This is a genomic window from Micromonospora halotolerans (genome assembly GCF_032108445.1).
In the GTDB taxonomy this organism is placed as follows: Bacteria; Actinomycetota; Actinomycetes; order Mycobacteriales; family Micromonosporaceae; genus Micromonospora; species Micromonospora halotolerans.
Map to the genome: position 1 here is coordinate 5366693 of NZ_CP134876.1, position 25519 is coordinate 5392211.

Annotated in this window: 19 protein-coding genes; 11 read left to right on the forward strand and 8 right to left on the reverse strand. The window is 75.3% G+C overall.

The features are described from left to right. Window positions 1-58 precede the first annotated feature (58 nt). Window positions 59-2116 carry a M4 family metallopeptidase gene (locus RMN56_RS25250; RefSeq protein ID WP_313720051.1) on the reverse strand — a complete coding sequence of 686 codons (2058 nt, stop codon included), beginning with the start codon at window positions 2114-2116 and terminating at the stop codon, window positions 59-61. Between the two features lie 536 nt (window positions 2117-2652). Between RMN56_RS25250 and RMN56_RS25255 the strand changes: the two genes are divergently transcribed. After that, complete coding sequence (locus RMN56_RS25255) at window positions 2653-4569, forward strand: Xaa-Pro dipeptidyl-peptidase (protein WP_313720052.1); 1917 nt, start codon at window positions 2653-2655, stop codon at window positions 4567-4569. Window positions 4570-4611: 42 nt separating this feature from the next. Here RMN56_RS25255 and RMN56_RS25260 read toward each other — a convergent pair whose 3' ends face one another. Next, on the reverse strand, window positions 4612-5838 hold the full coding sequence (locus RMN56_RS25260; protein WP_313720053.1) for a PucR family transcriptional regulator: 1227 nt from the start codon (window positions 5836-5838) through the stop codon (window positions 4612-4614). A 236-nt stretch (window positions 5839-6074) separates the two neighbouring features. Between RMN56_RS25260 and RMN56_RS25265 the strand changes: the two genes are divergently transcribed. The 4 genes from RMN56_RS25265 to RMN56_RS25280 all read left to right on the forward strand — a co-directional run bounded on the left by RMN56_RS25265 (window position 6075) and on the right by RMN56_RS25280 (window position 10280). Next, a complete protein-coding gene (locus RMN56_RS25265; protein ID WP_313720054.1) occupies window positions 6075-6977 on the forward strand; it encodes a dihydrodipicolinate synthase family protein in 903 nt (300 codons plus the stop codon). Window positions 6978-7139: 162 nt separating this feature from the next. Continuing rightward, window positions 7140-9197: a M6 family metalloprotease domain-containing protein gene (locus RMN56_RS25270; RefSeq protein ID WP_313720055.1), complete on the forward strand. Its 2058-nt coding sequence runs from the start codon at window positions 7140-7142 to the stop codon at window positions 9195-9197. 70 nt (window positions 9198-9267) lie between these two features. Beyond that, window positions 9268-9699, forward strand: a complete 432-nt coding sequence (locus RMN56_RS25275) for a hypothetical protein (RefSeq protein WP_313720056.1) — start codon at window positions 9268-9270, stop codon at window positions 9697-9699. Next, window positions 9696-10280 carry a TlpA family protein disulfide reductase gene (locus tag RMN56_RS25280; protein ID WP_313720057.1) on the forward strand — a complete coding sequence of 195 codons (585 nt, stop codon included), beginning with the start codon at window positions 9696-9698 and terminating at the stop codon, window positions 10278-10280. Before RMN56_RS25275 ends, RMN56_RS25280 begins: the two co-directional genes overlap by 4 nt. Window positions 10281-10308: 28 nt before the next feature. On the opposite strand, the gene RMN56_RS25285 is transcribed toward RMN56_RS25280, so the two are convergent. Both RMN56_RS25285 and RMN56_RS25290 read right to left on the reverse strand, forming a co-directional pair. Next, window positions 10309-11538, reverse strand: coding sequence for a CoA transferase (locus RMN56_RS25285; RefSeq protein ID WP_313720058.1), 1230 nt, complete (start codon window positions 11536-11538; stop codon window positions 10309-10311). A gap of 36 nt (window positions 11539-11574) precedes the next feature. Further along, window positions 11575-13890, reverse strand: a complete 2316-nt coding sequence (locus RMN56_RS25290) for a transglycosylase domain-containing protein (RefSeq protein WP_313720060.1) — start codon at window positions 13888-13890, stop codon at window positions 11575-11577. A gap of 222 nt (window positions 13891-14112) precedes the next feature. On the opposite strand from RMN56_RS25290, the gene RMN56_RS25295 reads away from it, so the two are divergent. Beyond that, a complete protein-coding gene (locus tag RMN56_RS25295) occupies window positions 14113-15372 on the forward strand; it encodes a glycoside hydrolase family 6 protein (RefSeq protein ID WP_313720062.1) in 1260 nt (419 codons plus the stop codon). Between the two features lie 44 nt (window positions 15373-15416). On the opposite strand, the gene RMN56_RS25300 is transcribed toward RMN56_RS25295, so the two are convergent. Continuing rightward, complete coding sequence (locus RMN56_RS25300; protein WP_313720064.1) at window positions 15417-16094, reverse strand: hypothetical protein; 678 nt, start codon at window positions 16092-16094, stop codon at window positions 15417-15419. Window positions 16095-16239: 145 nt separating this feature from the next. Next, complete coding sequence (locus tag RMN56_RS25305) at window positions 16240-17577, reverse strand: hypothetical protein (protein ID WP_313720065.1); 1338 nt, start codon at window positions 17575-17577, stop codon at window positions 16240-16242. Window positions 17578-17730: 153 nt separating this feature from the next. On the opposite strand from RMN56_RS25305, the gene RMN56_RS25310 reads away from it, so the two are divergent. From RMN56_RS25310 to RMN56_RS25330, 5 genes are all read left to right on the forward strand, one after another. Further along, entirely contained in the window at window positions 17731-18666 is a 936-nt protein-coding gene (locus RMN56_RS25310; protein WP_313720066.1) for a diacylglycerol/lipid kinase family protein, read from the forward strand. 43 nt (window positions 18667-18709) lie between these two features. After that, window positions 18710-19483 carry a nucleotidyltransferase domain-containing protein gene (locus RMN56_RS25315; protein WP_313720067.1) on the forward strand — a complete coding sequence of 258 codons (774 nt, stop codon included), beginning with the start codon at window positions 18710-18712 and terminating at the stop codon, window positions 19481-19483. 55 nt (window positions 19484-19538) lie between these two features. Further along, entirely contained in the window at window positions 19539-20636 is a 1098-nt protein-coding gene (locus RMN56_RS25320; protein ID WP_313720068.1) for a glycoside hydrolase family 18 protein, read from the forward strand. A 96-nt stretch (window positions 20637-20732) separates the two neighbouring features. After that, on the forward strand, window positions 20733-21362 hold the full coding sequence (locus tag RMN56_RS25325; RefSeq protein ID WP_313720069.1) for a response regulator transcription factor: 630 nt from the start codon (window positions 20733-20735) through the stop codon (window positions 21360-21362). Between the two features lie 114 nt (window positions 21363-21476). Further along, complete coding sequence (locus RMN56_RS25330) at window positions 21477-22085, forward strand: LuxR C-terminal-related transcriptional regulator (protein WP_313720070.1); 609 nt, start codon at window positions 21477-21479, stop codon at window positions 22083-22085. On the opposite strand, the gene RMN56_RS25335 is transcribed toward RMN56_RS25330, so the two are convergent. Together RMN56_RS25335 and RMN56_RS25340 are read right to left on the reverse strand one after the other, a co-directional pair. Next, window positions 22015-23799, reverse strand: coding sequence for an ATP-binding cassette domain-containing protein (locus RMN56_RS25335; RefSeq protein WP_313720071.1), 1785 nt, complete (start codon window positions 23797-23799; stop codon window positions 22015-22017). The genes RMN56_RS25330 and RMN56_RS25335 overlap by 71 nt on opposite strands. Beyond that, window positions 23796-25463, reverse strand: coding sequence for an ABC transporter ATP-binding protein (locus tag RMN56_RS25340; protein WP_313720072.1), 1668 nt, complete (start codon window positions 25461-25463; stop codon window positions 23796-23798). The genes RMN56_RS25335 and RMN56_RS25340 overlap by 4 nt, the downstream gene beginning before the upstream one ends. Between the last annotated feature and the right edge of the window lie 56 nt (window positions 25464-25519).

Genomic DNA, 25519 nt, shown 5'->3' on the forward strand with positions numbered 1-25519 from the left:
GGCGGAGACGACGAAGCGGCCGGCCGTCGGGAGGACGACGGCCGGCCGCTCCGGTGGCTCAGCTCAGGGTGAGCGAGGTGTCGTCGACGACGAAGGAGGTCTGCAGGGAGCTGTCCTCCACGCCGCTGAACGAGATGGTGGCGGTGGTGCCGGCCAGCGACGAGACGTCGAAGGACCGCTGCACGTAGCCGGTGGCCCGGTTGAGGTTGGAGTAGGTGGCCAGCGTGGTGCTGCCCGCCTTCACGGTCAGCTTGTCGTAGGCGGTGGTCGTGGTCGACTCCGCGCTGTCGATGTGCAGCCAGAAGCTCAACGTCGCCCGGCAGCCGGCGGGGATCGACACCGACTGGGTGAGGGTGTCGGTGTGCGTCGAGCCGTAGCCGTCGAGCCAGGCCTTGTACGAGCCGCCGTGCGCCGCCTGGCCGGTGTCGTTCGTGATGACGCCGGAGCTGGCGCTCCAGCTCACGTTGCCCGACTCGAAGCCGGGGTTGGCCAGCTTCTGGCCGGTGCAGCTGCCCGACGGCGGGGTGGTCGTGGCGGTCGGCGTCGGGGTGCTGCCCGTGCACGTCGCCTCACCGGTCTGCGCCGGCACGCTGATCGCGTTCCAGGCGGCCTTGACCGCGTTGAACTCGGTGCAGCTGGTCGGGTAGAGGTTCTTCGCGGCCTGCAGCGTCCAGACCCGGTACTTCAGGTACGACGAGGACGAGGTCTTCAGCAGCATCGCGTTGTACATGATCTTCATGGCCTTCTGGATGCCCAGGCCGGTGACGCTGCTGCCGTTGCAGGTGGAGCTGGCCGGCTGGCCGTTGGTCGGGCTGCTGCCGTTGGCCAGCAGGTAGAACCAGTGGTTGCCGGGGCCCGCCGCGGCGTGCACCTCGGTGCCCGGGATGCTGCTGGAGTAGCAGTTCGGGTCGCCGAGCGCCGACGGGTTGTACATGTTGCGGATCGGGCCGCTGCCCACCAGGTTGACCTTCTCGCCGACCAGGAAGTCGGGAGCGTCGTAGCTGGACGGCTCGTTGGCGAACCACTCGGTGGCCGCGCCGAAGGTGTCGGCGACGAACTCCTGCGTGCCGCCCCCGGAGATGCCGCCCGGCGTGTGGTCGTCGATGCCGTGGCCGATCTCGTGGGCCACCACGTCGAGCGAGCCGATCCACTGGCCCGAGGTGTTCTTGCCGATCTGGACCTGGCTGCCGTCGTAGTAGGCGTTCTGGTCGTTCAGGCCCACCCGGATCGGCCAGTAGCCGCCGCTGCCGTTGGCGCCGTTGCGGCCCAGCCACTGCGCGAGCATCTTGTGCTCGGTCTGCGCGGCGAACAGCGCGTCGACGCAGCCGGTCTCCTTGTTGGTGGCGGTGCCGTTGCCCCAGACGTCGTCGGAGCCGCTGAACGTCGTGTTGTTCGCGGCGTCCTGGCAGCTCAGGTTGGTGACGGTCGGGTCCTTCATGGAGTACGTGCCGCCCGACTGCGTGGTGTTCAAGGTCAGCGGGTTGGGCCCGTTCCACGCCCCGGTGCCGGTGCCGTGCACGACGTGCTCCTGCGTGCGCAGCACCGCGCCGGTGACGGCGTCGACGTCGACCGTGAGCCGGCTCGGGCCCTCGGCGCCGGTGCCCCGCACCGTGGTCTCCCAGGCCAGCGCCGGCCGGGCGCCGAGGGTGTAGACGACCAGGTTGGTGCCCTCGACGGTGCTGACCGTCTTGAGCTGGGCGCGCGCGGTCTTCGTCGCGGCTGCCGAGGTCAGCTTCGGCGTGGTGGCGAGGCTGCCGATGGCCTGCTGCTGGGCGACGGAGGCGTACTTCAGGTTGCCGGCCGTGTCGGTGGCCAGCACGAAGTCACCGCCGACCACCGGCAGGCCCTTGTAGGTGCGCTCGTAGGGCACGTACTGGGTGCCCTCGGAGGAGATGACCGCCTTCTGCACGAACGCGTCGTCCGAGCTGGCGTGGAGGTAGGCGGGCCGGCCGGCGACCAGCGCGCGCGCCGAGTCGGCGGCGATCGCGCGGGCCTGGGCGGCGTCGGGTGCGGCGGGGCCGGGCGGCGCGGCCTGGACGGCCGCGGCGGTGCCGGCGGCGAGCAGACCGGCCGCCGCCGCGCCGGAGAGCGCGACGAGGCGAGGTGAGAGCTTCAAGGGGGTTCGCTCCTGTTCCTAGGCGCGCCGCACGGAGCCCGGTGGGGACGGGCGGCGCGGTGTGGTGAGGCGGGGTGACGGCCGTTCTCCGAGGCTGCCGGCGTGGCCCCGGTTCGACAGATCGACCGTCGTGAGTCGCCGGGTCGGCGACTCGCTGGGGGCACAATCACACGGGCCCGGGCCGGGATCAATGGGTGACCCGGGCAACCGACGCCGGGCGGTCGCCGCTCCGTCGCCGGAATTCAGGAAGCCATGATCTTCAATAGCCCCTGATCAGGCCGAATGTTCTCGGTGGCGCACGGGGCCTATCCGCTCTGCACCTATTGCCGCTGTGCGCACAAGGCGCACATTGACCCCTGACTATGTGCTGCGGTCGACCCGTGCGACAGGCGTAGGAGCCGGGGGCGACCTTCTTCCACAGGTGTCCGAAGACGTGGACGTCCGTCGATCCGTAGGTTCGGGGCGACCGTCGCGGCGGCGTGTCCCCTGTGCGCGCCGACCGCTCGGCGGACGGCGCGGGGAGGAGGAGCACGCGGATGCGAAGCGGAAGACATGCCTGGCGGGCCTCGGTGGTGGCCCTGGCGATAGCGGTCACCGGCCTGCCGGCGACCGGCGCGCTGGCCCGGCCGGGCGCGAACGAGCGCCCCCAGCTGGTGGTCGAGGACGGCGTCACCCAACCGGTGTTCGGCTACGCCGACGCCGTCCGGGAACGGGTCTTCGTCACCTCGGACGTGGACACCGACGACGACGGCGCGCGCGACGTCGTGGCCATGGACATCATCCGTCCCCGGGCCAGCGAGAACGGCCTCAAGGTGCCGGTGGTGATGGACGCCAGCCCGTACTACTCGACGGTCTGCCGGGGCAACGAGAGCGAGTGCAAGGCCGACGTCGACGGCGACGGGCTGAACGACACCTGGCCGCTGTTCTACGACAACTACTTCGTGCCGCGCGGCTACGCGGTGGTCCTGCTCGACATGATCGGCACGAACAACTCGACCGGCTGCCCGGTGACCGGCGGCCGGGCCGACAACATCAGCGCGCCGACCGCCATCGACTGGCTCAACGGGCGCCGGCCGGGCGTCGACGCCGCCGGCCGGACGGTCGTGGCGAACTGGCACAACGGCCGGACCGGCATGATCGGCAAGTCGTACGACGGGACCCTGGCCAACGCCGCCGCCGCCAGCGGCGTACGGGGGCTGACCACGATCGTGCCCATCTCGGCCATCTCCAGCTGGTACGACTACTCCCGGAGCAACGGTCTCGTCACCCGGGCGAACAACTACTCGGGCAGCCTCGCGAACACGGTCACCGATCCGGCCCGCCGGGCGCACTGCGCGCCGGTGCGGACCGCCCTCGGGGAGGGCGGTGACGACGTCACCGGTGACTACAACGACTTCTGGGCGGAGCGGGACTACGTGCCGCACGCCGACCGGGTCCGGGCCAGCGTCTTCGTGGTGCACGGCATCAACGACGACAACGTCCGGCCGGACCACTTCAGCAAGTGGTGGGCCGCGCTGGGCGAGCAGGGCGTGCCCCGCAAGCTCTGGCTGACCGGCACCGGCCACGTCGACCCGTTCGACTTCCGGCGGGGCGCCTGGGTGGACACCCTGCACCGCTGGTTCGACCAGTGGCTCCAGGGTCTCGACAACGGCATCATGCGGGAGCCGGCCGTCGACATCGAGCGGGCCCCGGACGTCTGGGAGACCGCGCGCGCCTGGCCGCTGCCGGACGCCCGGCCGACCCAGGTGTTCCTCCGCGCGCCGGCGGACGGGAACGCCGGTGGGCTCGCCCTCCGCTCCGGCCCCGGCAACGCGTCGGCGACCTTCCAGGACACCCCCACCATGAGCGCGGCCAACGCTATCCGGCACCCGTCGGACCCGGCGGCCAACACCGCGAACCGGCTGGTGTTCCTCTCCGGGCCGCTGGCGGCGCCGCTGCACCTCTCGGGCACCCCGGTCGTGAAGATCAACGCCACCGTCGACGGGGAGGACACCAGCTTCGCCGGACTCCTCGTCGACTACGGCACCCGCCCCCGGTTCAGCACCAGCGGCGACGGCATCCGGACGCTGACCGAGGAGGACTGCTGGGGCGCGACGGCGACCTGGGGCGGCTTCGCCGAGGACGCCTGCTACCGGAAGACGGAGAAGACCGTCGCGACGAACCCGCAGGAGCTGGTCACCAAGGGGATCATCGACGGCCTCAACCTCGACTCCCGGTCGGTGTCGACGCCGCTGGTGCTCGGGCGGAAGACCGCGGTCGACCTGAACCTGCTCCCCGAGGACTACGTCTTCGCCGCCGGTCACCAGATCGGCGTGGTCCTGCTCAGCTCCTACTCCGGCTACAGCAGCCGGGCCAAGCAGAACCGGGCCCACATCACCGTCCACTTCGATCGCAGCCGGATCACCCTGCCGGTGGTCGGCGGCCGGGCCGCCGCGGCGGCCGCCGGCCTGTAGGAGAGTCCGGGGCGGGGCGCCGACGGCGTCGCCCCGCCCCGGCTACCGGGCCGGCTGGTACCGGCCGGTGAGCCGGCCCAGCTTCAGCGCCAGGTGCAGGCAGAGCCGTTCGTTGCCGTCCTTGAGGTCGGTGCCGGCGAGCAGCTCCACCCGTTGCAGCCGGTAGTACAGCGTCGTCCGGTGCAGGCGCAGCCGCTCGGCGGTGGCGTGGGCGTTGCCGGCCAGGTCCAGGTACGCCTCCAGGGTCTCCAGCAGCACCTGGTGCGCCTCGTCGCCGAGCAGCCGGCCCAGCCCCGGGTGCACCCGCGCGACGTCCTGGTGCCCGGCGTCCACCCCGGACAACAGCCGGTAGATGCCCAGGTCGGCCCAGGGCACCACCGGGCCGAGGACGGGCAGTTGCAGGCCGACCCGGGCCGCCTGGAACGCCTCCTGGTAGGACAGCAGGCTGTCGTACAGCCGGGGGCGGCCGTCGCCGACCCCCAGCACCGTACGGCTCACCGACGCCAGCCCCCGGGTCGCCGCCCGCAGGGCCTGGTCGAGGTGCGCGGCCGCGTCCTCCGCCGCCACCCGGCCGGTGGCCCGGCCACCGCACAGCAGCAGCACCCCGTGGTCGTGCCGGACCAGGTGCAGGGTCTCGCGCGACCCCACCCACTGCCGGGTGGCGACCAGCGCGTGCTCCAGGGCCACCCGGGCCGCGTCGTCGAGCACCTCGTCCCGGGCCACCGCGAGCTGGGCGACCAGCGCCGTGACCTGGCCGTCGCGGGCCACCACGCCGTCGGTCAGCAGCGACCGGACGGCCTCCCGGCGGGCCTCCGGGGACTCGACCAGCAGCGTCCGGGTCGCCTCCGCCTCCCGCTGCGAGGTCAGCTCGCCGAGCAGGTTCTCCCGGTAGAGGGCCAGCGACAGGTCCGGCATCGCCTCGGTCACCACGGAGATGTCCTCGTCGCTCATCCCGTCGACCGCGTCGATGAACCAGACGAAGCCCAGCAGCAGGTCCTGGTGCCGGATCGGCACGCAGACCCGGGGGAGCAGGTCCAGGTCGGGGCGGGCCGGGGTACGCACGGGCTGCCGGGCCTCCATGATGCCGATCTCCCGGGCCCAGGCGATCACCTCGGGCGTGGTGTGCCGGCGCAGGATCGAACTGCGGCGCACCCCGTCGATCACCCCGGTGTGTTCGCTGTAGACGACGACGCGCTGGCGCCGGTCCTCGATGAGTGCCGGACGCTTCACCCGCGCCGCGACCCGATCGACGATGCGTTGCAGCTCCATGCGCATGCGCTTCCCCCGGACCGGCCCGGGTCCCGGCGGGGTCCCCGCACGGCGCGGGCCGGACGTGTGCTGGTAGGACCCTCGGCCTACCTTCCGATGATGTTGGCGGGCGCGCAATACCCCGCGACAGCCGTACCTTCCACCGGCGGCGGGGTTCCGGCATCTGTCGGAAGACCGCCGGCCGGCGCGCCCCTAACGTGTGCGAGGCCGGGTCCCGCCGAGAAGGGAACACCGTCGTGGCCGCAACCAGGCCCTGGCAGGGTGTCGTCGTCGCCCTCCCCACGCCGTTCCGGAACGACCTCTCCGTCGACTACGACCGGCTCCAGGAGCACGTGCGCTGGCTCGGCGACGCCGGCTGCCGGGGCGTCACCCCGTGCGGCCCGCTGGGGGAGTACCCGGCCCTGTCCGAGGGGGAGCGCGCCGACGCGGTCCGCGCCGCCGTGGAGGCCGCGCCGCCCGGCTGCGCGGTGCTGCCGGCCGTCGGGGGGTACGGCAGCCGGCAGGCGCGCCACTGGGCCGAGCAGGCGCGGGCCGCCGGGGCGCAGGCGGTGCTCGCCCCGCCGCCGGTCGGCTACCCGGGTGGCCCCGCCGAGGTGGTCGCCCACTACCGCGAGGTGGCCGCCGTCGGGCTGCCGGTGGTGGTGTGCCGCGATCCGGCCGAGACCACCGTGGACCTCACGCCCGACCTGCTGGCCCGGGTCGCCGAGACCGACGGCGTGGTGGCGGTACGGGAGGACGACGTCCGCCGGCTGCACCGGATCCGGGACCTCTGCCCGCACCTGGACGTGCTGGCCGGCGCCGACGACGTGCTGCTGGAGCTGACCGTGTGCGGCGCCACCGGGTGGCTCGCCCGCTGCCCCAACGCCCTGCCCCGGCTCTGCCTGCGCCTGCACCGGCTCTGCGCGGCCCGGGACCTGGCCGCCGCGTTGCCGCTCTACGCCCGGTTGCATCCCCTGCTCGGCTGGGGCGCCCGGACCGAGGCGGTGCAGGCGGTGAAGCTGGCCATGGGCCTGGCCGGCCGGTACGGCGGCCCGTGCCGGCCGCCGCGCGGCGCGCTGCCGCCCGAGCTGGAGGAGCGGCTGTGCCGGGACCTGCGACGGGCCGAGCGGGCCGACGCCGGTCCGGTGCCCGCGGCGTGACCGTCCTGCACGTGTCGGAAGTCGCCGGGCCACCTGCCGACATCTGCACGGTGACCGTCGCGCCGGCCGGCTCCTAGGGTCGAGATCGGGCGTGATCGATGCGGACGGGTGAACGCCCCCTGAGCACCCCGCCCCCTCCGCCCGGACCTGAGAGGTGACTCCATGCGCCTTCTGCTCACCAGGCGTGCGGCGTGGCGCTCGGTGCTGGCCGCCGCCGTCACGACCGTCCTGGTCGCGACCGGCTCCGCCGGGCCGGCCGCCGCCGCACCGGACGGCCCGCCGGGCGGGCCCGCCCCGTTCCAGCCGCTCGACCCCCAGCGCTGGCAGAACCCGGACACGATGACCTGGGACGACTACCGGCAGGTGCCGAACCGGAACTGGGCCGACCCGACCGTGCGCGGGTCGGTCCGCAACTTCAAGATCGCGCTGGTCACGCTGGACTACGTGGACCAGCCGTTCGTCATCACCCAGCCGGCCGGCTCGACGGTCTTCGGCAACCCGCAGGCGACCGCCGCGAACGTGCCCCGGAACCAGGTCGCGGGGTTCTACACCGACTTCCTCAACAAGCCCGGTGACCTGAACCGCGGGCACACCCTGCACGAGTACTGGATGCAGGACTCCAACGGCCGGTACGGGGTGGACCTCAGCGGCTTCGGCCCGTACGAGATGCCGGCGAAGTCCTACCAGTACGGCATCGACAACGGCTTCAACCCCGGGGCCTGCCCGGCCGGGGAGACCTGCGCCAAGAACATCCGCACCGACGGGCTGGGCGCCTGGCGCGCGGCGGTCGGCGACGCCGTGGCCGACAGCTTCGAGCTGGTCTTCATCCTCTCGGCCGGCCAGGACGAGTCGTCCACCTGGCAGGAGTTCGGGCAGATGATGTTCCAGACCAAGGAGGACGTGCCGGACGCGTGGGGCCCGCCGGACCCCGCCCTGCCCAACTATGCGAAGACCCGGTACGTCGAGTGGACGTCATGGAAGGCGGCCGCCACCATCTGGCCGAACGCCGGGGGCGGCTCGTCCACCCAGGCGGAGAGCTCCGGCCAGGGCGTGTACGCCCACGAGCTGAGTCACCTGCTGAGTATCGGGGACAACTACAACAACCCGTACGGCACACCGTTGCGCCGCGCGTACACCGGCATCTGGAGCATGATGTCGCGCGGGTCGTTCAACGGGCCGGGCGGGCCGCACACCCGCTGGCAGATCCCGCCGGTCAACGGCGGCTCCATGGGGTCGCTGCACATGCTGCGGGACAAGCTGAAGATCGGGCTGCTCGGTGAGGAGCACGTGCTGCGGCTGTCCCGGGAGGGCCTGGCCACCTCGGGGATGGTGGTCGCCGACGTGACCGCCCGTGCCGTGGACGCCGGACCGGGCGGGCTGACCGGTCTCAACATCGCCATGAACGCCGACCGCGCGCCGGCGTGCAGCGCCACCACCGACCCGCTCTGCGACGGCGGCCGGTACAACAACTACACCGTCGAGGTCGTCGACCGGCTGGGCGCGGACTCGTTCACCCCGGACAACGGCGTGCTGATCAGCAAGACCAAGAACGCCGACAGTGCGCCGTTCGTGTGGGTGGTCGACGCCAACCCGCAGGACATCGACATGGTCGACTTCTACCAGCCGAACGGCACCCCGCAGAAGATCACCATGGGTGACTACCGGCAGCTGTCCGACGCGCTGTTCCACGCCGGGGCCAACTCCGGCAGCGAGTACGAGTACGTGGACGAGGCCAACCGGCTGCACTTCTACGTGCTCAACCTGCGCCGGGACGGCGACGGGGTGCTGTCGTACACGGTGGCCGTGCGGTCGCTGGACGGCGCCGGGCCGAGCGTGCACGGGGTGGCGCTGTCCAAGGGCCACCTGGTGACCCAGGGCAAGCCCACCGGCAAGGGCGCCACCTGCACGTTCGACCTGACCAACACGGGGACGTACGTGGCCGGCGGACAGCCGCACCCGGAGGACGCCGGGGCGTACCTGCGCTCCGACGTCTACCGGCTCTCGGCGACCGTCGGCGGCCGGGGCTGGCGGGTGGAGCTGCCGAACGAGCTGGCCACGGCCGAGTTCGGGGCCCGCACCCCGGTGGCCGTCTCGGTCGGCGCCGGCTCCGACGCGACCGCGACCACCCTGGTGACGCTCACCGCCACCTCGGAGAGCGACCCGAGCAGGACGGTGACCAGCCAGTGCCGGGTCGAGCGGCCCCGCGCGCAGCTCGGCTGACCACGTCCGGGGCGGTGCGGCCCGCGTGCCGCACCGCCTCGGCACCACCCCCGAACGCCCAGGAGGACAGATGCGGCGCCTGCTGGCAGCGCTCGTGCTGCCGTCGCTGCTCACCGGCGCGCTGGCCGCGTGCGGTGACGCCGAGGAGGCCCGGAAGGCGATGACCGTGCGGGTGCTCGTCCGGGACATCAACATCCGGCCGGCGGGCGTCGAGTGCGCCGGCACCGGCCCCTACACGCACTTCCACAACCGGGCCCGGTTCCAGGTGGTCGACACCGGCGGCCGGACGCTCGCCGAGGGGTCGCTGTCCCCGGGCCGGTCGGTGGCGACCTTCGCCGAGGACCTGGAGGTGACGCGCGTGCCGACGTACTGCGAGTTCGCCGTGCCGGTCGACCTGGCCGCGCGGGACGCCTACCGGCTGGTCGTGGACGGCCACCCGCCGGTCGACCTCACCCCGAACGACAGCGAGGGGCCGGCGCTGGTCGCCGTGGTGCCGTCGTGACCCGGGGGTACGCGGTGCGGCTGGCCGCCGTCGCGCTGGCGGCGGCGCTCGCGGTGACCGGCTGCTCCGGCGGCGACGAGGCGCCCGCTCCGGTGGCCGGTGGGGCTGCGGCGCTGCCCGGGCCGGCGCCGGCGGACCTGGCGCTGCGCCCGGCGCCGTCCGGGGCGCCCGGCGCGCCGGCCGTCACCGGCGCGCTCACCGACGGCAGTCCGGTCGCCCTCGCCGAGCTGTGGGCCGAGCGCCCGGTCGTGCTGGTCTTCTTCACCTCCTGGTGCACGCTCTGCGCCGACCGGCAGGCCGCTCTGAGCGAGCTGGCCCGCCGCCACTCCGACGAGGTCGTCCTCGTCGGGGTGGCCACCGAGGACAAGCCCGAGGACGTCCAGCGCTACCTGCGGGAGCACCGGGTCGGGTACCCGGTCGTGCTCGATGCCGACGGCACGATCTGGCGGTCGTACGCGGTCCGCGAGCCCCCGGCCGTGGTGGTCGTAGCCAAGGGCGGCGCGCTGCTGCGCGGCTGGCCGGGCGGGGTGGACGCGGCCACCCTCGACACCGAGCTGGCCAGGCTCGTGCTGGTGCGCTGACCGATCGCTCTCCTCCGCCGCTCGGCGCTCAGCGGGCCAGCCAGGCCGCCGCGTCGGTGCCCCACCGCGTCGGCGGGCTCGCCCAGTCCGGCCGGCCGCCGGGCACCGTGACCGGCGGCAGGGCGTACCGGAGGCGGCCGGCGGGGGCGTCCCGCTCGGCGCACCAGGGGTCGGGGTCCGGCGGCGCGGCGGCAGTGACCGGCGCGGCCAGCAGGTCGTGCCGCAGCCACCGGGCGGTACCGGCCAGCGACAGGTCGGCGGTCCAGGCGCCCCCCTCGTGGGCGCGCCGCGCCAGCGCCCGGAGCACCGCCGCGGCGAGCAGGTAGCCGGTGCCGTGGTCGAGCGCCTGGGCGGGCAGCACACCCGGTGCGCCGTCCGGCCGCCGCTCGATCACGGCGATGCCGGCGGCGGCCTGCACCAGGCTGTCGAAGCCGCGCCGCCCGGCCCACGGGCCGGTGCCGCCCCACGCGGACAGCCGCGCCACCACCAGGTCCGGGCGGTGCCGGCGCAGCGCCTCCGGCGAGAGGCCCCACCGGTCCAGCGCCCCCGGCCGGTAGCCGGTGACCACCACGTCGGCGTCGGCCAGCAGCGCCGCGAAGCGGGCCCGGTCGGCGTCCCGGCCCAGGTCGAGCAGGGTGGAGCGCTTGCCGGCGTCGGTGTCCAGGTGCTGGGGCTCCAGCTCCGGCAGGCCGGGGGAGTCGACGCGCAGCACGTCGGCGCCGAGCAGGGCGAGGAACCGGGTCGCCACCGGGCCGGCGATCACCCGGGTCAGGTCGAGCACGCGTACCCCGGCGGCCGGGAGCCCGGGCGGCGCGGGTGGCGTCGGGCGGGCCGCCGTCGGAGCGTCGGCGCCCAGCCGGACCAGGGGTTCCGTCGCGACCGCCGCGGCCTGCGGGTGGGCGTCCCACTCCGCCGGCGTGCGGGCGGCGACGGCGAGCCCGCCGGCCGCGGTGACGCGCTCCTCGACCTCGGCGGCCGGTCGCGCGCCGACCCGCTCGCCCACCGCCGCCGCCAGGGCCTCGTCGTCGGGGCGCGCCGGGTCCAGGTCGAGCGCGGCCAGCAGCCGCCGCCGGTGGTGCGGGTAGTTGGCGTGGGTACGCACCCAGCCGACGCACGCGACGGCCAGGTCGGTCACCGGCAGCCGGGCCGGCAGCACCCCGTCCGGGCCGGCCGCCCGCACCGCCGCGACGGCAGCCGGGTCCCCGCCCAGCGCCGTCCAGGCCGACCGGATCGCCGCCGTCGTCGTCGAGTTCACCACCGGTCGATCATCGCACCGCCGGTGGCGGCCCGACGCTCACCGGGGTTTGCGGGTCTTCGACGGTGTCAGGCTCGGCAGCGGGCTGAGCGAGGGGGAGATGGTCGGCAGCGTGGTCGGCCGCCTGCTGGGGCTGGGGCTCGGGCGCGACGGGGTGGTGCTCGGCGTCGGCCGGGCCGACGGGGTGGGCGAGGACGTGGCCGGCGGCGGCGTCGGGGTGGTGGTCTCCGGGGCGTCGTCCGGGAACGCCGGTTCGGCGAACCGGTACTTGTCCGGGTCGAGCTTCAACGCCGCGGTGGCGTCGGCCATGAACTGCCGCCAGATCGGCCCGGGCCCGGTGGAGCCGTAGACCTCGTAGCTGCCGCCGGTCGTCCTGAGCGGCTTGCCGTCGGTGGTGCCCAGCCAGACGGCGGAGGCGAGCGCCCCGGTCCAGCCGACCATCCACGTGTGCACGTTCTGGGTGGTGCTCTGCCCGGCCTGCCAGGTGCCGGTCTTGCCGGCGGAGTCCCAGTCGTTGTCGAGCTTGGCCGCCCGGACCCGGCGCAGCGTCCAGTCGAGCTGGTTGATCGCCTCCTGGTCGAGGCCCAGGTCGGTCTGCTTGAGCTGCTCGCCCCACACCTTCTCGTCGCCCTTGGTGACCGACCGCACGAAGTGCGCCTCGGCGCGCTTGCCGCCGGCCGCGAAGGTGGCCATCCCGTTGGCGTGGTCCTGCACGCTGATGCCGTACTGGCCGATGCCGACCTCGGTGGAGAACCGCCGGGCCACCTCGTCGGCCGGCTCGGTGCGCAGGTCCACCCGCTGGGGCTGCGGGTTGCCCTTGACGGTCTCCCACATCGACTCGACGCCGGCCCGCTTCGCCATGTCGATGACCTTGGCGGTGCCGAGCTTCTCGGTCAGCTCGAAGTAGGTGACGTTCAGCGACGCGACGGTCGCCTCCCACAGCGCGCAGTTCGGCTGGCACGGGGCGTGTTCGGCGTTGCGGATGGGGCCGGCCGCACTGCCCTTGGTCCGCCCCGACTCGGGGAACTCCTTGGTGTCCGGCGAGTCGAACCGCTGCTTCACCGAGATGCCGTCCTCGACGGCGGCGGCCAGGTCGTACACCTTGAACGACGAGCCCGGCGGGTGCTGGCCGAACCCGCGGGCCTGGCCGTTCTCGTCGCGGTACCAGCCGGCGTAGTCGGCGCCGGAACCGCTGCTCCCGCCGTAGTAGCCGAGCACCCGGCCGGTGCCGGGCTCGACGGCGACGAGCGCGGCCTGCCAGTTCTTCGGCTGGCCGCGGACCGCCTCGGGCGCGGTGTCCCGGCGGATGTCGGCGGCGGCCTCCGCGGCGTCCTGCACGCGCTTGTCGATCGTGGTGACGATCTTGTAACCGCCGTCGCGGATCACCTCGTCCGGCTTGCCGCGGAACGGTTCGGTCTGCCGCAGCTCGCCGAGCACGTGGTGGACCACCAGGCCGGTGGGCCGGTCCAGGCCCGAGCGGCCCGCCGTGGGGTCGATCGGCCGCACCGAGTCCGGGTACGCCAGGTTCGCCGCCTGCTCGGAGGTGAGGTAGCCGAGCTTCACCATGCCGTCGCGGATGTAGTTCCAGCGGTCGATCGAGTTCTGCTTGGCCAGAGCGTTGCGCCGGGGGTCGTAGCCGGGGGAGCCCTCGGGGTCGGCCGGGTCGGCCTCCGGCTGCTTCACCATGGCGCAGAGCACCATGGCCTCGGCCTGGGTGAGCTGTTGCTGCGGCGGGGCGTCCCGGCGCACCGTCTTGCCGAAGAAGGTCTGCGCGGCCGCCTCGATCCCGTACGCGCCCCGGCCGAACGGGACGGTGTTCAGGTAGAAGCCGAGGATCTCCTCCTTGGAGTAGGTGTCGTCCAGCTTCCAGGCGACGACCGCCTCGCGCAGCTTCCGCGAGTAGGTCACCCCGCGCAGGTCGGCGGCGACCCGCGCGTACTGCTGGGTGAGGGTGGAGGCGCCCTGCCGCTGCCCGCCGGTGACGTTCGCCCAGGCCGCCCGGAGCACGCCCTTGAAGTCGACGCCCTTGTTGGTCCAGAAGGTCCGGTCCTCGGCCGCCACGATGGCCTGCTTGGCCGAGTCGTTCATCTGGTCGTACGGGACGATGGTGCGGTTCTCCGCGCCCAGCTTCGCCATCGGCGTGCGCCCGTCGGCGTAGTAGACGGTGGTCGACTCGGGCAGCTTGAGGTCGGTGGGGGTCGGCACGCTGTCGAAGTAGTAGCCGCCGGCCACCAGGCCGGAGCCTGCCAGCAGCGCGAACACCGCCAGGAAGATCAGCAGGCGGTTCCGCCGGCGCCTCCGCCCCGGAGTGGGGGTCGTGGAGCCGTCGGCATCGTGGTCACCGGTTGGACGCATCCGCACCCGATACCCTCCGTCTGCTCGGCCGAATCGTGTCCCTGCCCGGCTCGCAGGCTAGCGGAGCTGCGGCGACGGCACCGGCCTCCGGCGTTCTTTCCCGCTGCGGCCACCGCGCCCCACCGCCGGAAGACATTGACAGCCGCGGCTGCGCCAGGCAGGCTCTGACGAGCTGCGGGAACGCTCCCATCACCCGTTCCCCCGTCCCTTCAGGAGCATGACGTGGCCCTGACTCCCTTCCGGCGGCGCGCCCTGACGGCTGTCGCCGCCGTCGCCGCGACCCTCGCCGCGGCGGTGCCCTTCTCGCCCGCGCCCGCCGGCGCCGAGATCCGCGACGGCGTGCGGTTCTCCACCCCCCGACCGGACCACGGGGCGGTGGCCCAGATCGCCCGGCTGACCGCCACCGGACACCACCGGCAGGCCGCCGCGCTGCGCACCATGATCCGTACGCCCCAGGCGGTCTGGGTGACCGGCGGCTCCGCCGCCACGGTCACCCGGACGGTCAACGCCGAGGTGCGCCGAGCGGCCGGCAAGAAGTCCGTGCCCGTGCTCGTGGCGTACAACATCCCGTTCCGCGACTGCGCGCAGTACTCGGCCGGCGGCGCCACCTCGGTGGCCGAGTACGAGCAGTGGATCGACGCGTTCGCCCGGGGCATCGGCGGCCACGAGGTGGCCGTCATGCTGGAGCCGGACGGCCTGGGCATCATCCCCTGGTACACGACGATCAACGGAAGCCAGGACTGGTGCCGCCCCGCCGAGGCGGACCCGGCGACCGCCGCCGCCGACCGGTTCGCCATGCTCACCTACGCGGTCGACAAGCTGAGCGCGCTGCCCCGCACCAGCGTCTACCTCGACGGCACGCACAGCGCCTGGCTCGGCGTCGGCGACGCGGCCGACCGGCTGGTCAAGGCCGGCGTCGGCCGGGCCGACGGCTTCTTCCTCAACGTCTCCAACTACGAGACCACCGAGCGTCAGCTCAAGTACGGCAACTGGATCGCCAAGTGCGTCCACTACGGCACGGCGGGTCCCGAGTGGGCGCGCGGCCACTTCGAGTGGTGCGCCAGCCAGTACTACCCGGCCGACCCGGCCGACTTCAGCACCTGGGTCCGCACCGACGAGTGGTACGCCGAGAACGTCGGCGACGTGCCGGCCGACCGGCTCGCCCACTTCGTGGTGGACACCAGCCGCAACGGGCAGGGGCCGTGGACCGCGCCGGCCGGGGTGACCTGGCCGGATCCGCAGACCTGGTGCAACCCGCCGGACCGAGGGCTGGGCCTGCGCCCCACCACGGCCACCGGTGACCCGCTCGCGGACGCGTTCCTCTGGGTGAAGACGCCCGGCCAGTCCGACGGGCAGTGCGACCGGGGCACCGGCACCGGGCGGGACCCGGCGCGCGGCGGCATCGCCGACCCGCCCGCCGGCGCCTGGTTCGCCGAGCAGGCCCTCGAACTGGTGCGGTACGCCAACCCGCCGCTGCGCTGAACCGACCCGGCCGGGGCGGTCGACCGCCCCGGCCCGGATCCAGCTCAGCGCAGGGCCCACCCGGTGGCCCGGCCGTTGCGGGTCCTGGTGATCCGGCGCGTCGGCCAGCGGCCGTTACCGGCGGACCGGTTGGCCCAGAACGGGGAGAGCCGCCACATCGGGTGGGTGGTGGTGTCACCCGGTCCCGCGAAGGCCTCCCGGTCGGCGTACCCGTGCTGCCGGAACAGGTCCCGGTCGGCCTCGGTGAACACCTCCGCGTACGTCGGCAGGCTCAGCGTGTCCATCCAGCGCTGCGCGCCGACGAGCACCGCGGCGGCCCGGCGGGCGGCCGCCGGGCCGGGCGCGGCCAGCAACGCGAGATGGTTGTGCGCCTCGGCCGGTCGCCGGACGGCGAGCGCCTCGTCGAGCTGGAGGAAGCGCTCCTCGTCCGGACCGGCGGCCGCGGCGAGGCGGTCGGCGTACCGGTTCGGCGCCGGGATCGGCCGGTAGCGGTGGAACCATACGGTCGCCGCCGTGCCGTCCCGGAGCAGGAACGCGTCGCCGAAGAGCATCGCGTGTTCGGTCCAGATCCGGGCCACGGCGCCCAGGACGGCGGTGCGGCGTTGCGTGTCGGGGACGAGCCACGCGGCGAGCGCGGTCGGGGAGAGGGCCTCGGCGACGAGATCGGCGATGCGGCCGATGTCGCACCACCGGGCCCGGACGACGGGTGAGGCTGTGCTCATGAAGACTCCTGGTCACCAGGGTGATCGCGTACGTGGGAGGGCGCCAGGAGCGGTCGTCGTCCGGCGCGGGCCGTGAGCGGCCGTGCAGCGTGTGGCAGGAGGAAGCCGGGTGCGGTGCGCGGCGGCGGCCGCCACCGCGGGCCGGTCAGGCGGGCCGGGTGCCCGGGCGGGGCGAGCGCGACGCCGGCGGTGGGCCGTCGGCCGGGCCGCTGCGGTGGCCGACCAGGGCCGGCGGGGCCCAGGGGGTGGGGCCGGTGACGGCCGCCGCACCGTGGGCGCCGCCCGGCGATCCGGCCGCACCGCTGCCCGCCGGGCCGGCCGGGGCGGCCGGGGTGGCCGGGGTGGTCGGGACCGGGTCCCGGTCCGAGCGACCGGGCTGCGGCCGGGAGGACGGGCCGGAACCGCCGTCGGCGGGCCGCGCGGCACCGGCGGTGTCCGACGGTCCGTCGCTGGTGGTCGCCGGGCGCGCGTCCGACCCCGCGGTGTGGCCGGTGGCGTCGGCCGGGGTCCTCGGGACGTCGGCGGGCCGGTCCGGCGCCGGGCGGTCTGCGGGGCCGCCGGCGGCCGGTGGCGACGTGCCGGGCGGGGTCGTCGCGGGTGGCGGCGTGGTCACCGGGCCGGTGGGCGGGTCCAGCAGGTCGGTCACCGGGGTCAGTGGCCTCAGGGCCGGGCCCAGCGGCCGGCGCACCGGCTCCAGGGCGCGCCACACCGGGGAGAGGACCGGGCCGAGCGGCCGGGTCACCGGCGCGAGCACGCCGGCCACCGGGGTGAGCACGCCGTCGCGCAGCGGGTCGGTGACCGGGCGCAGCGTGCCGGCGACGGGCGCGAGCACGGAGCCCCGCAGCGGGTCGGTGACCGGCCGCAGCGCCTCGGTCAGCGGGTCGAGCACCCCCGCGCGGACCGGGTCGAGGGTCGCGTCGAGCGCGCCCCCGCTGCCCGCCGGCCGGCCCGGCCCGCTCGGGGTGCGCCGCGCGTCCGCCGGTCGCCGCGCGTCGTCGCGGGCCGCCGGAGCGGGGTGCCGGCCGGCCGGGCGGGCGCCCGGTGCGGCCCGGCGGTCGGGGGCCGACCCGGGGCGGGTGGCGGGAGCGGCGCGGCGGCCCTCCGGCCGGGTGGCCGCCCGCTGGCCGGCCGTCCCGTCGGCGCGGGCGCCGGAGGCGGTCCGGCCGCCGGTCGCGGTCCGGCCGCCGGTTGTGGGCCGGTCGCCGGTCGCGGACCGGTCGTCCGGAACGGGTCGGTCGCCGGTCACGGGCGGCGGCTCGGAGGTGGCGTCGTCGGAGGGCGGCGTCACCACGCCGAGGACCGGGCTCAGCGTGTCGGTGAGCAGGTCGACGACGGCGGTGAGCGGGGCGGCGGGCGGCCGTTCGGCGGCCTGCGCGGCGGTGCCCGTGGCGACCTCGTGCACGCCCCAGGCCGCCACGACGCCGCCGAGCAGCAGGCCGACGCGCAGCACCACCCGCGTCAGCCGTCCGCCGCGTCGAGTCATCCCGGGCATCCCTCCGACCACCGGGCAGCGCCGGCGATCGCCCGTACTCTACCGAACGAGATCGGTCGATCACAGTACGCTGCTGATCGAAATCGGGCGCGTCGCCGGGCCGGCAGGCGTGGGAGATCGGCCGGCGGGGTACCGAGGGCTGTCATGACCACGCGCGCCGCCGAGCACCCCGCCACCGACACCGGCACGCCGCCCGCCGGCGTCGTCGCGGTCGTCGCCCACCGGAAGAAGACCTTCGGCGGCGGCCTCGACGAGCTGCGCGCCGGGCTGGTCGCCGCCGGGGTCGGGCGGCTCCTCTGGTACGAGGTGCCGAAGAGCCGCAAGGCGCCGAAGAAGGTCCGCAAGGCGCTCGACAAGGGCGCCGAGCTGATCCTCGTCTGGGGCGGCGACGGCATGGTGCAGCGGTGTGCCGACACCCTCGCCGGATCGGACGTGCCCATGGGCATCCTGCCCGCCGGCACCGCCAACCTCTTCGCCACCAACCTCGGCATCCCCGCCGACCTGCCCGAGGCGCTCCGCATCGCCCTGCACGGCCGGCGGCGCGAGCTGGACCTGGGCCGGCTCAACGGGGAGCACTTCGCGGTGATGGCCGGCGCCGGTTTCGACGGCGACCTGATCCGCGACGCCGACCGCCAGCTCAAGGGCCGGCTCGGCCGGATCGCGTACGTCTGGACCGGGCTGCGGCACGTCCGCGGCGAGTGCGTCCGGACCCGGATCACGGTCGACGGCGCCGACTGGTTCGACGGCGACGCGAGCTGCGTGCTCTTCGGCAACGTCGGCACGATCACCGGCGGCATCCCCGCCTTCGACGACGCCCGGCCCGACGACGGCGCGCTGGAGATCGGCGTCTCCACCGCCAGCGGCGCCGTGGACTGGGCCCGCACGCTCGGCCGGATGGCCGCCGGCCGGTCCGACGAGTCGCCATTCGTGCGGATCACCCGGGGGCGGAAGGTGCGCGTCCGGTTCGCCGAGCCGAAGACGTACGAGCTGGACGGGGGCGCGCGGGGCACGGCGAAGAAGCTGAAGGTGACGGTGGTCCCGGGCGCGCTGACCGTCTGCTGCCCCGACCCGGCGGAGTGACCCCGGCCCGCGTCGCCGTGGCACCGACCGGCAGGATGCCGGCATGGACGACGACGTGCGCCGCTACCTCGACGAGCTGGTCGGGCAGGCCCGGGCCGTGCTCGGTGACGACCTGGTCGGCGCGTACGCGGCCGGCTCGGTGGGGCTGGGCGTCTACCAGCCGGGACGCAGCGACGTGGACGTGGCCCTCGTGGTCGACCGGCCGGTCGACGGGCCCACGAAGCGGGCGCTGGTGGACCGGCTGCGGCACGAGGCGCTGCCCTGCCCGGCGCGCGGCCTCGAACTGGTGGTCTACCGGCGGGACGTGGCCGGTTCCGGCACTCCCGAGCCGGGCTTCGAGGTCGAGCTGAACACCGGCGCCACCATGCCCTTCCGCGCCACCTACGACCCGGCCGACCGGCCCGCCGCCGACGGGCGGTTCTGGTACGCGCTGGACCGCAGCATCCTGCGCCAGTCGGGGCTGGCCCTGCTCGGCCCGCCCGCCGCCGAGGTCTTCGCCGACCCGGGGCCGGCGGAGCTGCGGGGGCTGCTGGTCGAGGCCCTGCGGTGGTGGCTGGCACTGCCCACCCCGCCCGGCGACGCCCCCGCCCCCGGCGCCGAGGACGCGGTGCTCGGTGCCTGCCGCGCGCTGGTCCGCTGCCGCGACGGCGTCTGGCTGGGCAAGGTGGACGCCGGGCGGCGGCTCGCGGCCGACGACGCGGACGCCGAGCTGATCCGCCGGTCGATCGCGGCCCGCCGGGGTGGGCCCCCGCCGGCCGGACCCGAGGCCCGCGCCTTCCAGCAGCGGGTGCTGGGCCGGATCGCCGCTACGCATTGACGCAGGTCGTCGGTCTACTGTAAACAAGGCGTACTGATCAGTCGGGGAGGTCCCCATGCGACGCTCGGTACTCCTGGCCGCGTTCCTGCTCGTCCTCGCCACCACGGGTCCGGCCGTCGCCGCGCCCCGGCCCGCGCCCGCGCCGCTGGCGGCCACGCCGGTCCAGGTCTACGGCGCCTGGCACTGCGGCAACGACTTCTGCACCTGGGGCACCGCCCGCACCGTCGCCCAGTTCGACAGCCAGAACCACTGGCTCGTTGACCGGGGCGACGGCCGTCCCTCGGTCAACCTGGTGGTGCTGAGCTTCGTCAACCCGCTCGACCTGCTGCACCAGACCACCGACGCCACCACCCTGGACGGGGTGCCGCGCGGCATGACCAGCGAGATCGTGCAGTACTTCACGGCCCGCGGCATCCGGGTGATGCTGTCGATCGGCGGCATCACCTACACCGACGACTGGGACGCGGCGCTCGCTGAGAACCCCACCCTGCTCGGGCAGCGGGCCGCCGCGGTGGCCACCCGGCTCGGCGTCGGCATCGAGATCGACTACGAGCAGAACACCGGCCCCAACCTGGCCGGCCTCCAGTCCTTCATCGACGCCTACCGGGCGGTCCACCCCTACGACGCCACCGGCGCCCGCCCGCCGGCCCGGCTCACCATCGACGTGGCCGCCGGCGACCGCTGGCTGATCGACCTCAACCGCAAGGCCACCGCCGAGTGGCTGCGCACCGACGTCCCGGTGCTCGACTACGCCAACGCCATGGTGACCGCCCGGCCCGCCTCGGCCGGCACCGCCCAGGCGGACTGGCAGGAGCACGTCGACGGCAAGTCGCAGTACAGCCCGCCGGTGCCCCCGCTCGCCCCGGCCAAGTTCACCGGCGCGGTCTACCTGGCCTACGGCGGCAAGCCGCTGCCCGAGTGCGTCAACTACGCCAACTCGGTGCAGAAGGCCGCCGCCCCGTACGTGCAGAGCGTCGCCCCGCACGGCGCGGGGAGCACCGCCGGCATGCTCGGTTTCATGTTCTGGGCGGCAGAACGGCCCGCCACCCGGGGCATCGGCACCGTCCCGCCGAACACCTGCGAGGGGGGCGCGGGCGCCGGGGCCACGGCGCTCGCCGTGCCGGTGCCGATGCCGGCGCTGCGGCAGAGCTGACCGGACCTGTCACCCACGGCCGGGGCGCCAGGACCGCCGTTGGACATCTCGGACCGAACTCGACTATCCGCCGGCGTTTCGGGCACAGTGTCCCGGGTGGGCGACGTACGGGATGGAACGGTGGCCGCGCCGGTGCGGGTGGCGGTGGTCGCCGAGCCGGGTCTGCTGCGGACGGTCGTGGTCGCGGTCCTCGCCGCCACGCCGGACTTCGAGGTGGTCGGGGAGACCGAGCCGGACCGGAGCGTGCCGGCGCTGCTCGCCGCCTGCCGTCCGGACCTGCTGCTGGTGGACCTCGACGCGGTGGATGACCCCGGCGCCGTCGCCGGACCGCCCGGTGCGGACGGGTGCGCGGTCGTCGTGCTGACCGCGCGGCGCACCGCTCGGGCGCTGCGCCGCGCTCTCGGCGCCCGGGTCCGCGGGGTGGTGGCCACGGACGTCCCGCCGGAGGAACTGGTCGAGCTGTTGCGGGCGGTCGCCCGCGGGCAGCGGATGATCGACCCGCTGACCGCGCTCGCCGCCCTCGACGCCGTGGTGAACCCGCTCAGCGAACGGGAGCGGGAGGTGGCCGCGGCGGCGGCCGAGGGCTTGCGCACCGGGGAGATCGCGAAGCGGCTCCACCTGGCCCCGGGCACCGTGCGCAACCACGTGTCGAGCCTGTTGCGCAAGACCGGGGCCCGCAGCCGCTGGGAGGCGGTCCAGCGGGCCCGGGACGCGTGCTGGATCTGACGACACGCGGAGCACGGCTGTTGCGTAGCGGTCACCTTCGATTAAATTCCTGACGGTGCGTCACCAGGCGCGCACGTGTTGTCAGGGATCGGGGGGTCATGTCCGGGAGTCGCCATGGTCCGCACGCTGCTCGCGCTCAAGGGTGGGTTGATCCGAGGGGCCCTCGCCCACCTGCTGGCGGCCGAGGACGACATCGACGTCGTCGGCGAGGCGGCCACGGCGCACGCGTTACGGGACGCGCTGGCGGGTGACCGGCCGGACGTGGCCGTCGTCGACGCCGACCTCGTACCGCTGCACCAGCTCGCCCGGATCGCCGCGGCCGGGCCCGACGGCGGGGGCCGGCTGCTGGTCCTGGTCGAACAGCGCCGCGCCGCCCGGGTCCGGCCGGTGCTCGCGGAGCACGGGCGACGGATCGGCTTCCTGAGCCGGGACGTGCCGCCGCAGCGGATCGCCGAGGGCGTACGGCTGCTCGCCCGCGGTGCGGTGGTGCTCGACCCGGACCTGGTGGTCGCGGCGCTGGAGGTCGCCGACAGCCCGCTGACCCGCCGCGAGCGGGAGGTGCTCGACGTGGCGGCCGAGGGACATCCGGTCCGGGACATCGCCGAGAAGCTGACCGTCTCGGCGGGGACGGTGCGCAACCACCTGTCCCGGATCATGGCGAAGACCGGCGCGCGGACCCGGTTGGAAGCGGTGCGGATCGCCCGGGAGTCGGGCTGGATCTGACCGGCTCCGCCCCGCCCTCCCAGTAGCCCACCAGCTCCCGGTAGGCGGACGAACGGGCCAGCAGGCCCTGGTGGTCGTCGAGCAGCGCGTCGTGGCCGTCGAGCAGCAGCACCCGGCGGGCGCGCAGCGCCGAACTGACCCGGTGGGCCACCACCACGAGCGTGCCGGCCCGCTCGGCGAACGCGGTCTCCAGCCGCGCCTCGGCGGCCGGGTCGAGGTGGCAGGTGGCCTCGTCGAGGATGACCAGCGGGGCGGGCGAGAGCCAGGCGCGCAGCAGGGCCAGTTGCTGACGCTCCCCGGCGGACAGGCCGGCCGGGCGGAGGGCCGCGTCCAGGCCGCCGAGGCGGTCCACCAGCCCGGACAGGCCCAGCCGGGCCGCCGCCCGGAGGATCGCCGGGTCCGCCAGGTCGGGCCGCAGATAGCGGAGGTTGTCCCGGAGGCTGCCGGTGAAGACGTAGGCCTCCTGCGGGATCAGCACCCGTCGCCGCGCCAGCTCGGCGGCCGTCGCCCCGGCCACTGGCGTCCCGCCCACCTCGACCGTGCCGGACTGCGGACGCAGCACCCCGGCGATCAACGCGGCCAGGGTGGACTTGCCGATCCCGCTGGCGCCCACCACCACCAGGTGGTCGCCGTCGGGCACGTCGAGGTCGAAGCCGTCGAGCACCGGGTCGGCGTGCGGCCCGTACCGGAACGTCACGCCGCGCAGGGACAGCGCCGGCGGGCCGGGTCGCGCGGGCCGCGCCGGGCCGGCGGGCGTGGCCGCCCCGGCCACCGGGACGCCGGTGCGCAGCAACCGGTCCAGGGTGACGGTGAACCGCAGGCCTCCGGCGGCCACTCCCTGGACGAGGGTGTGCAGGGCGGGTTGCACCCCGCGGACGACGTAGACCAGGGCGCCCAGCACCGCGCCCGGCCCGAGGCCCTGCCGGACCAGCCAGGGGGTGGCGAGCACGACCACCGGCACCGGCAGCCAGCCGCCGACGGCCAGGCTCAGGCCACGGGTGACGGCCATGCCGGCCAGCCGCCTCTCCACCCGCGCCTGCGCGTCGACGTGCCGGCCCAGCCACCGGGTGACCTGGTCCCGCGCGCCGCTGACCGAGACGTCGCGGTGGCCGGCGATCGCCGTGACCGCGACCCGGGTGAGGCGTTCGTCGGCGAGCACGTACTCCCGCTGGCGGGCGATCATCGCCGGTACGGCCGCCGCGAACAGGACGAGCCCGGCCAGCACCGGCACGGTGACGAGCAGGGCGACCGGGGCGGCGAGGGAGCACAACCCGACGATCGCGGCGCAGGCGGCGAAGAGGAAGCCGCGGACCACCGTCAGCAGGCCGGCCCAGGTGTCCCGGACGATCTCCACCTGATGGGTCAGGCGGCCCACCGCCGCGTCGTCCACCCGGCCGTCGTTCGCACCGGCCAGCGCGCCGGCCACCACCCGGCGCAGCAGGTCGTCCCGGAACGGCTCGACCACGTCGCCGAGGCACGCGTACGCCCGGTTGGTGCCCACGGCGCCGACGAGCACGGCGGCCGCGAGCAGTGCCAGCCAGAGCAGCCCGACCGCCGGGCGGCCGGCCAGGAAACCGGCGTCCACGGCCCGCGCGGTCAGCAGCCCGGCCAGCGCCGCCGGCAGCGCCTCGGCCACCGACCAGGCCGCCAACCGGGCGAGCGCGGTCCGCCGCTCCCGCAGCGCGGCCCGGGTCACCGCACCCACCGTGGTCACGACCGGAACACCGCCCGGTAGTCGGGGTCGTCCCACAGCACGGCGTGCGGGCCGACCCCGCGGATCCGTCCGCCCGCCACCCAGGCCACCAGGTCGGCCCGGCCGGCGGTGCCGACCCGGTGGCTCACCACGATCCGGGTACGCCGGTCCGCCCGGTCGGTCAGCGCCCGGCTCACCCGGTACTCGGTCACCGTGTCCAGGCTGGACGTCGCGTCGTCGAGAATGAGCAGCCGCTCGGCCCGCAGCGCGCGGGCGAGGCCGAGTCGTTGGCGTTCCCCGCCCGACATGGCGACCTCGGCCAACGGCGTGCCGTACCGGTCGGGCAGCCGCTCGACGAAGTCGTCGATGGCGGCGGCCCGGGCCAGCGGCACCGGGTCGGCTCCGCACCCGACCGCGGCGCCGACCGTCTCGCCGACCAGCACGGGCCGTTCGAACCCGTAGCCGACCGCCGCGTGCAGCGCCGCCGCCGACAGGTCGGGCAGCGGCACCCCGTCCAGCCGCACCTCCCCGGCGTCGGGGTCGCGCAGCCGGCCGGCGACGGCCGCGAGCAGCGACTTGCCGGCGCCGGACGGGCCGACGACGGCGAGCAGCGCGCCGCCCGGCACCCGCAGGTCCACCCCGTCGAGCAGCGGCCGGCCGTCGTCGGCCCGCACGCTGACCCCGCGAAGGTCCAGGTGGCCGGGGCCGGGCGGCAGGGCCCGGTCGCCGTACCGGCGGGCCGGTTCGGTGAGCACCTCGGCGGCGCGACGACAGCCGGCGCGTACCCGGACGGCCTTGTTGAGGGCGCTGACCACGGTGCCCAGACCAGCGCCGAGCGCGGCGTACTGGAGGGCGGCCAGCAGGTCGCCCGGCGTCAGCCGCCCGGCGGCAAGGGAGAGCCCGCCCACGGCGACGACCGCCAGTTGCAGCATGGGGCTGAGCACCGCGCCCCGGGTCGCCGCCCCGGCCAGCACGGTCCACGTCCGGGTGCCGTGCCGTCGCAGCTCGGCCACCGGGGTCAGGACCCGGTCGACCTCCCGCCCGGTGGTGCCGGCGGCGGCGATGGTCCGCGCTCCGGTCAGCGCCTCCACCAGCAGCCCGGCGAGGTGTCCCTGGGCCCGCTGGTAACCGGCGACCGCCGCGGACGCGTCAGCGACGAACCCGCGCAGCAGCACGCCCAGCAGCACCAGCCCGACGACGAACGTCGCGCCGAGCCACGGATCGATCATGGTGAGGGCCACCAGGCTGCCCACCGGCGGCAGCAGCACGGTGGCGGCCAGCACGACGGCCGGGGCCGCCTGCCCGGCGTCGGCCACCTGGCCCACCAGGCGACCGACCAGGTCACCCACCGGGTGACGGGCCGCGGTCCGGGGATCGAGGGCGAGGAGGTGTCGGATCAGGGTGTGGCGCAGGCCGGCGACCGAACGCGCGCTCGCCGCACCGGTGCCGTAGTCCCGCACCACGCCCGCGACGACCAGCAGGGCGACGAGGCCACCCACCGCGGCGAGCCAGCGGCCGGCGGACTCCCCGGCGGTGGCGCCGACGGCGGCGTCGACCGCCCGCCCCAGCGCGGCGGGCAGCGCCAGCTCGGCCGCCGCCCCGGCCACGGTGACCAGGGCCAGCACCGGGGTCCACCAGCCGGCGGACCCGACGGCGCGCCACAGGAGCCGGTCGGCCGGGGTCATGGCACCTCCACGGGCGCGGCCCCGGACCGGCGTGAGCCGGCCCGGGGCCAGGCGAA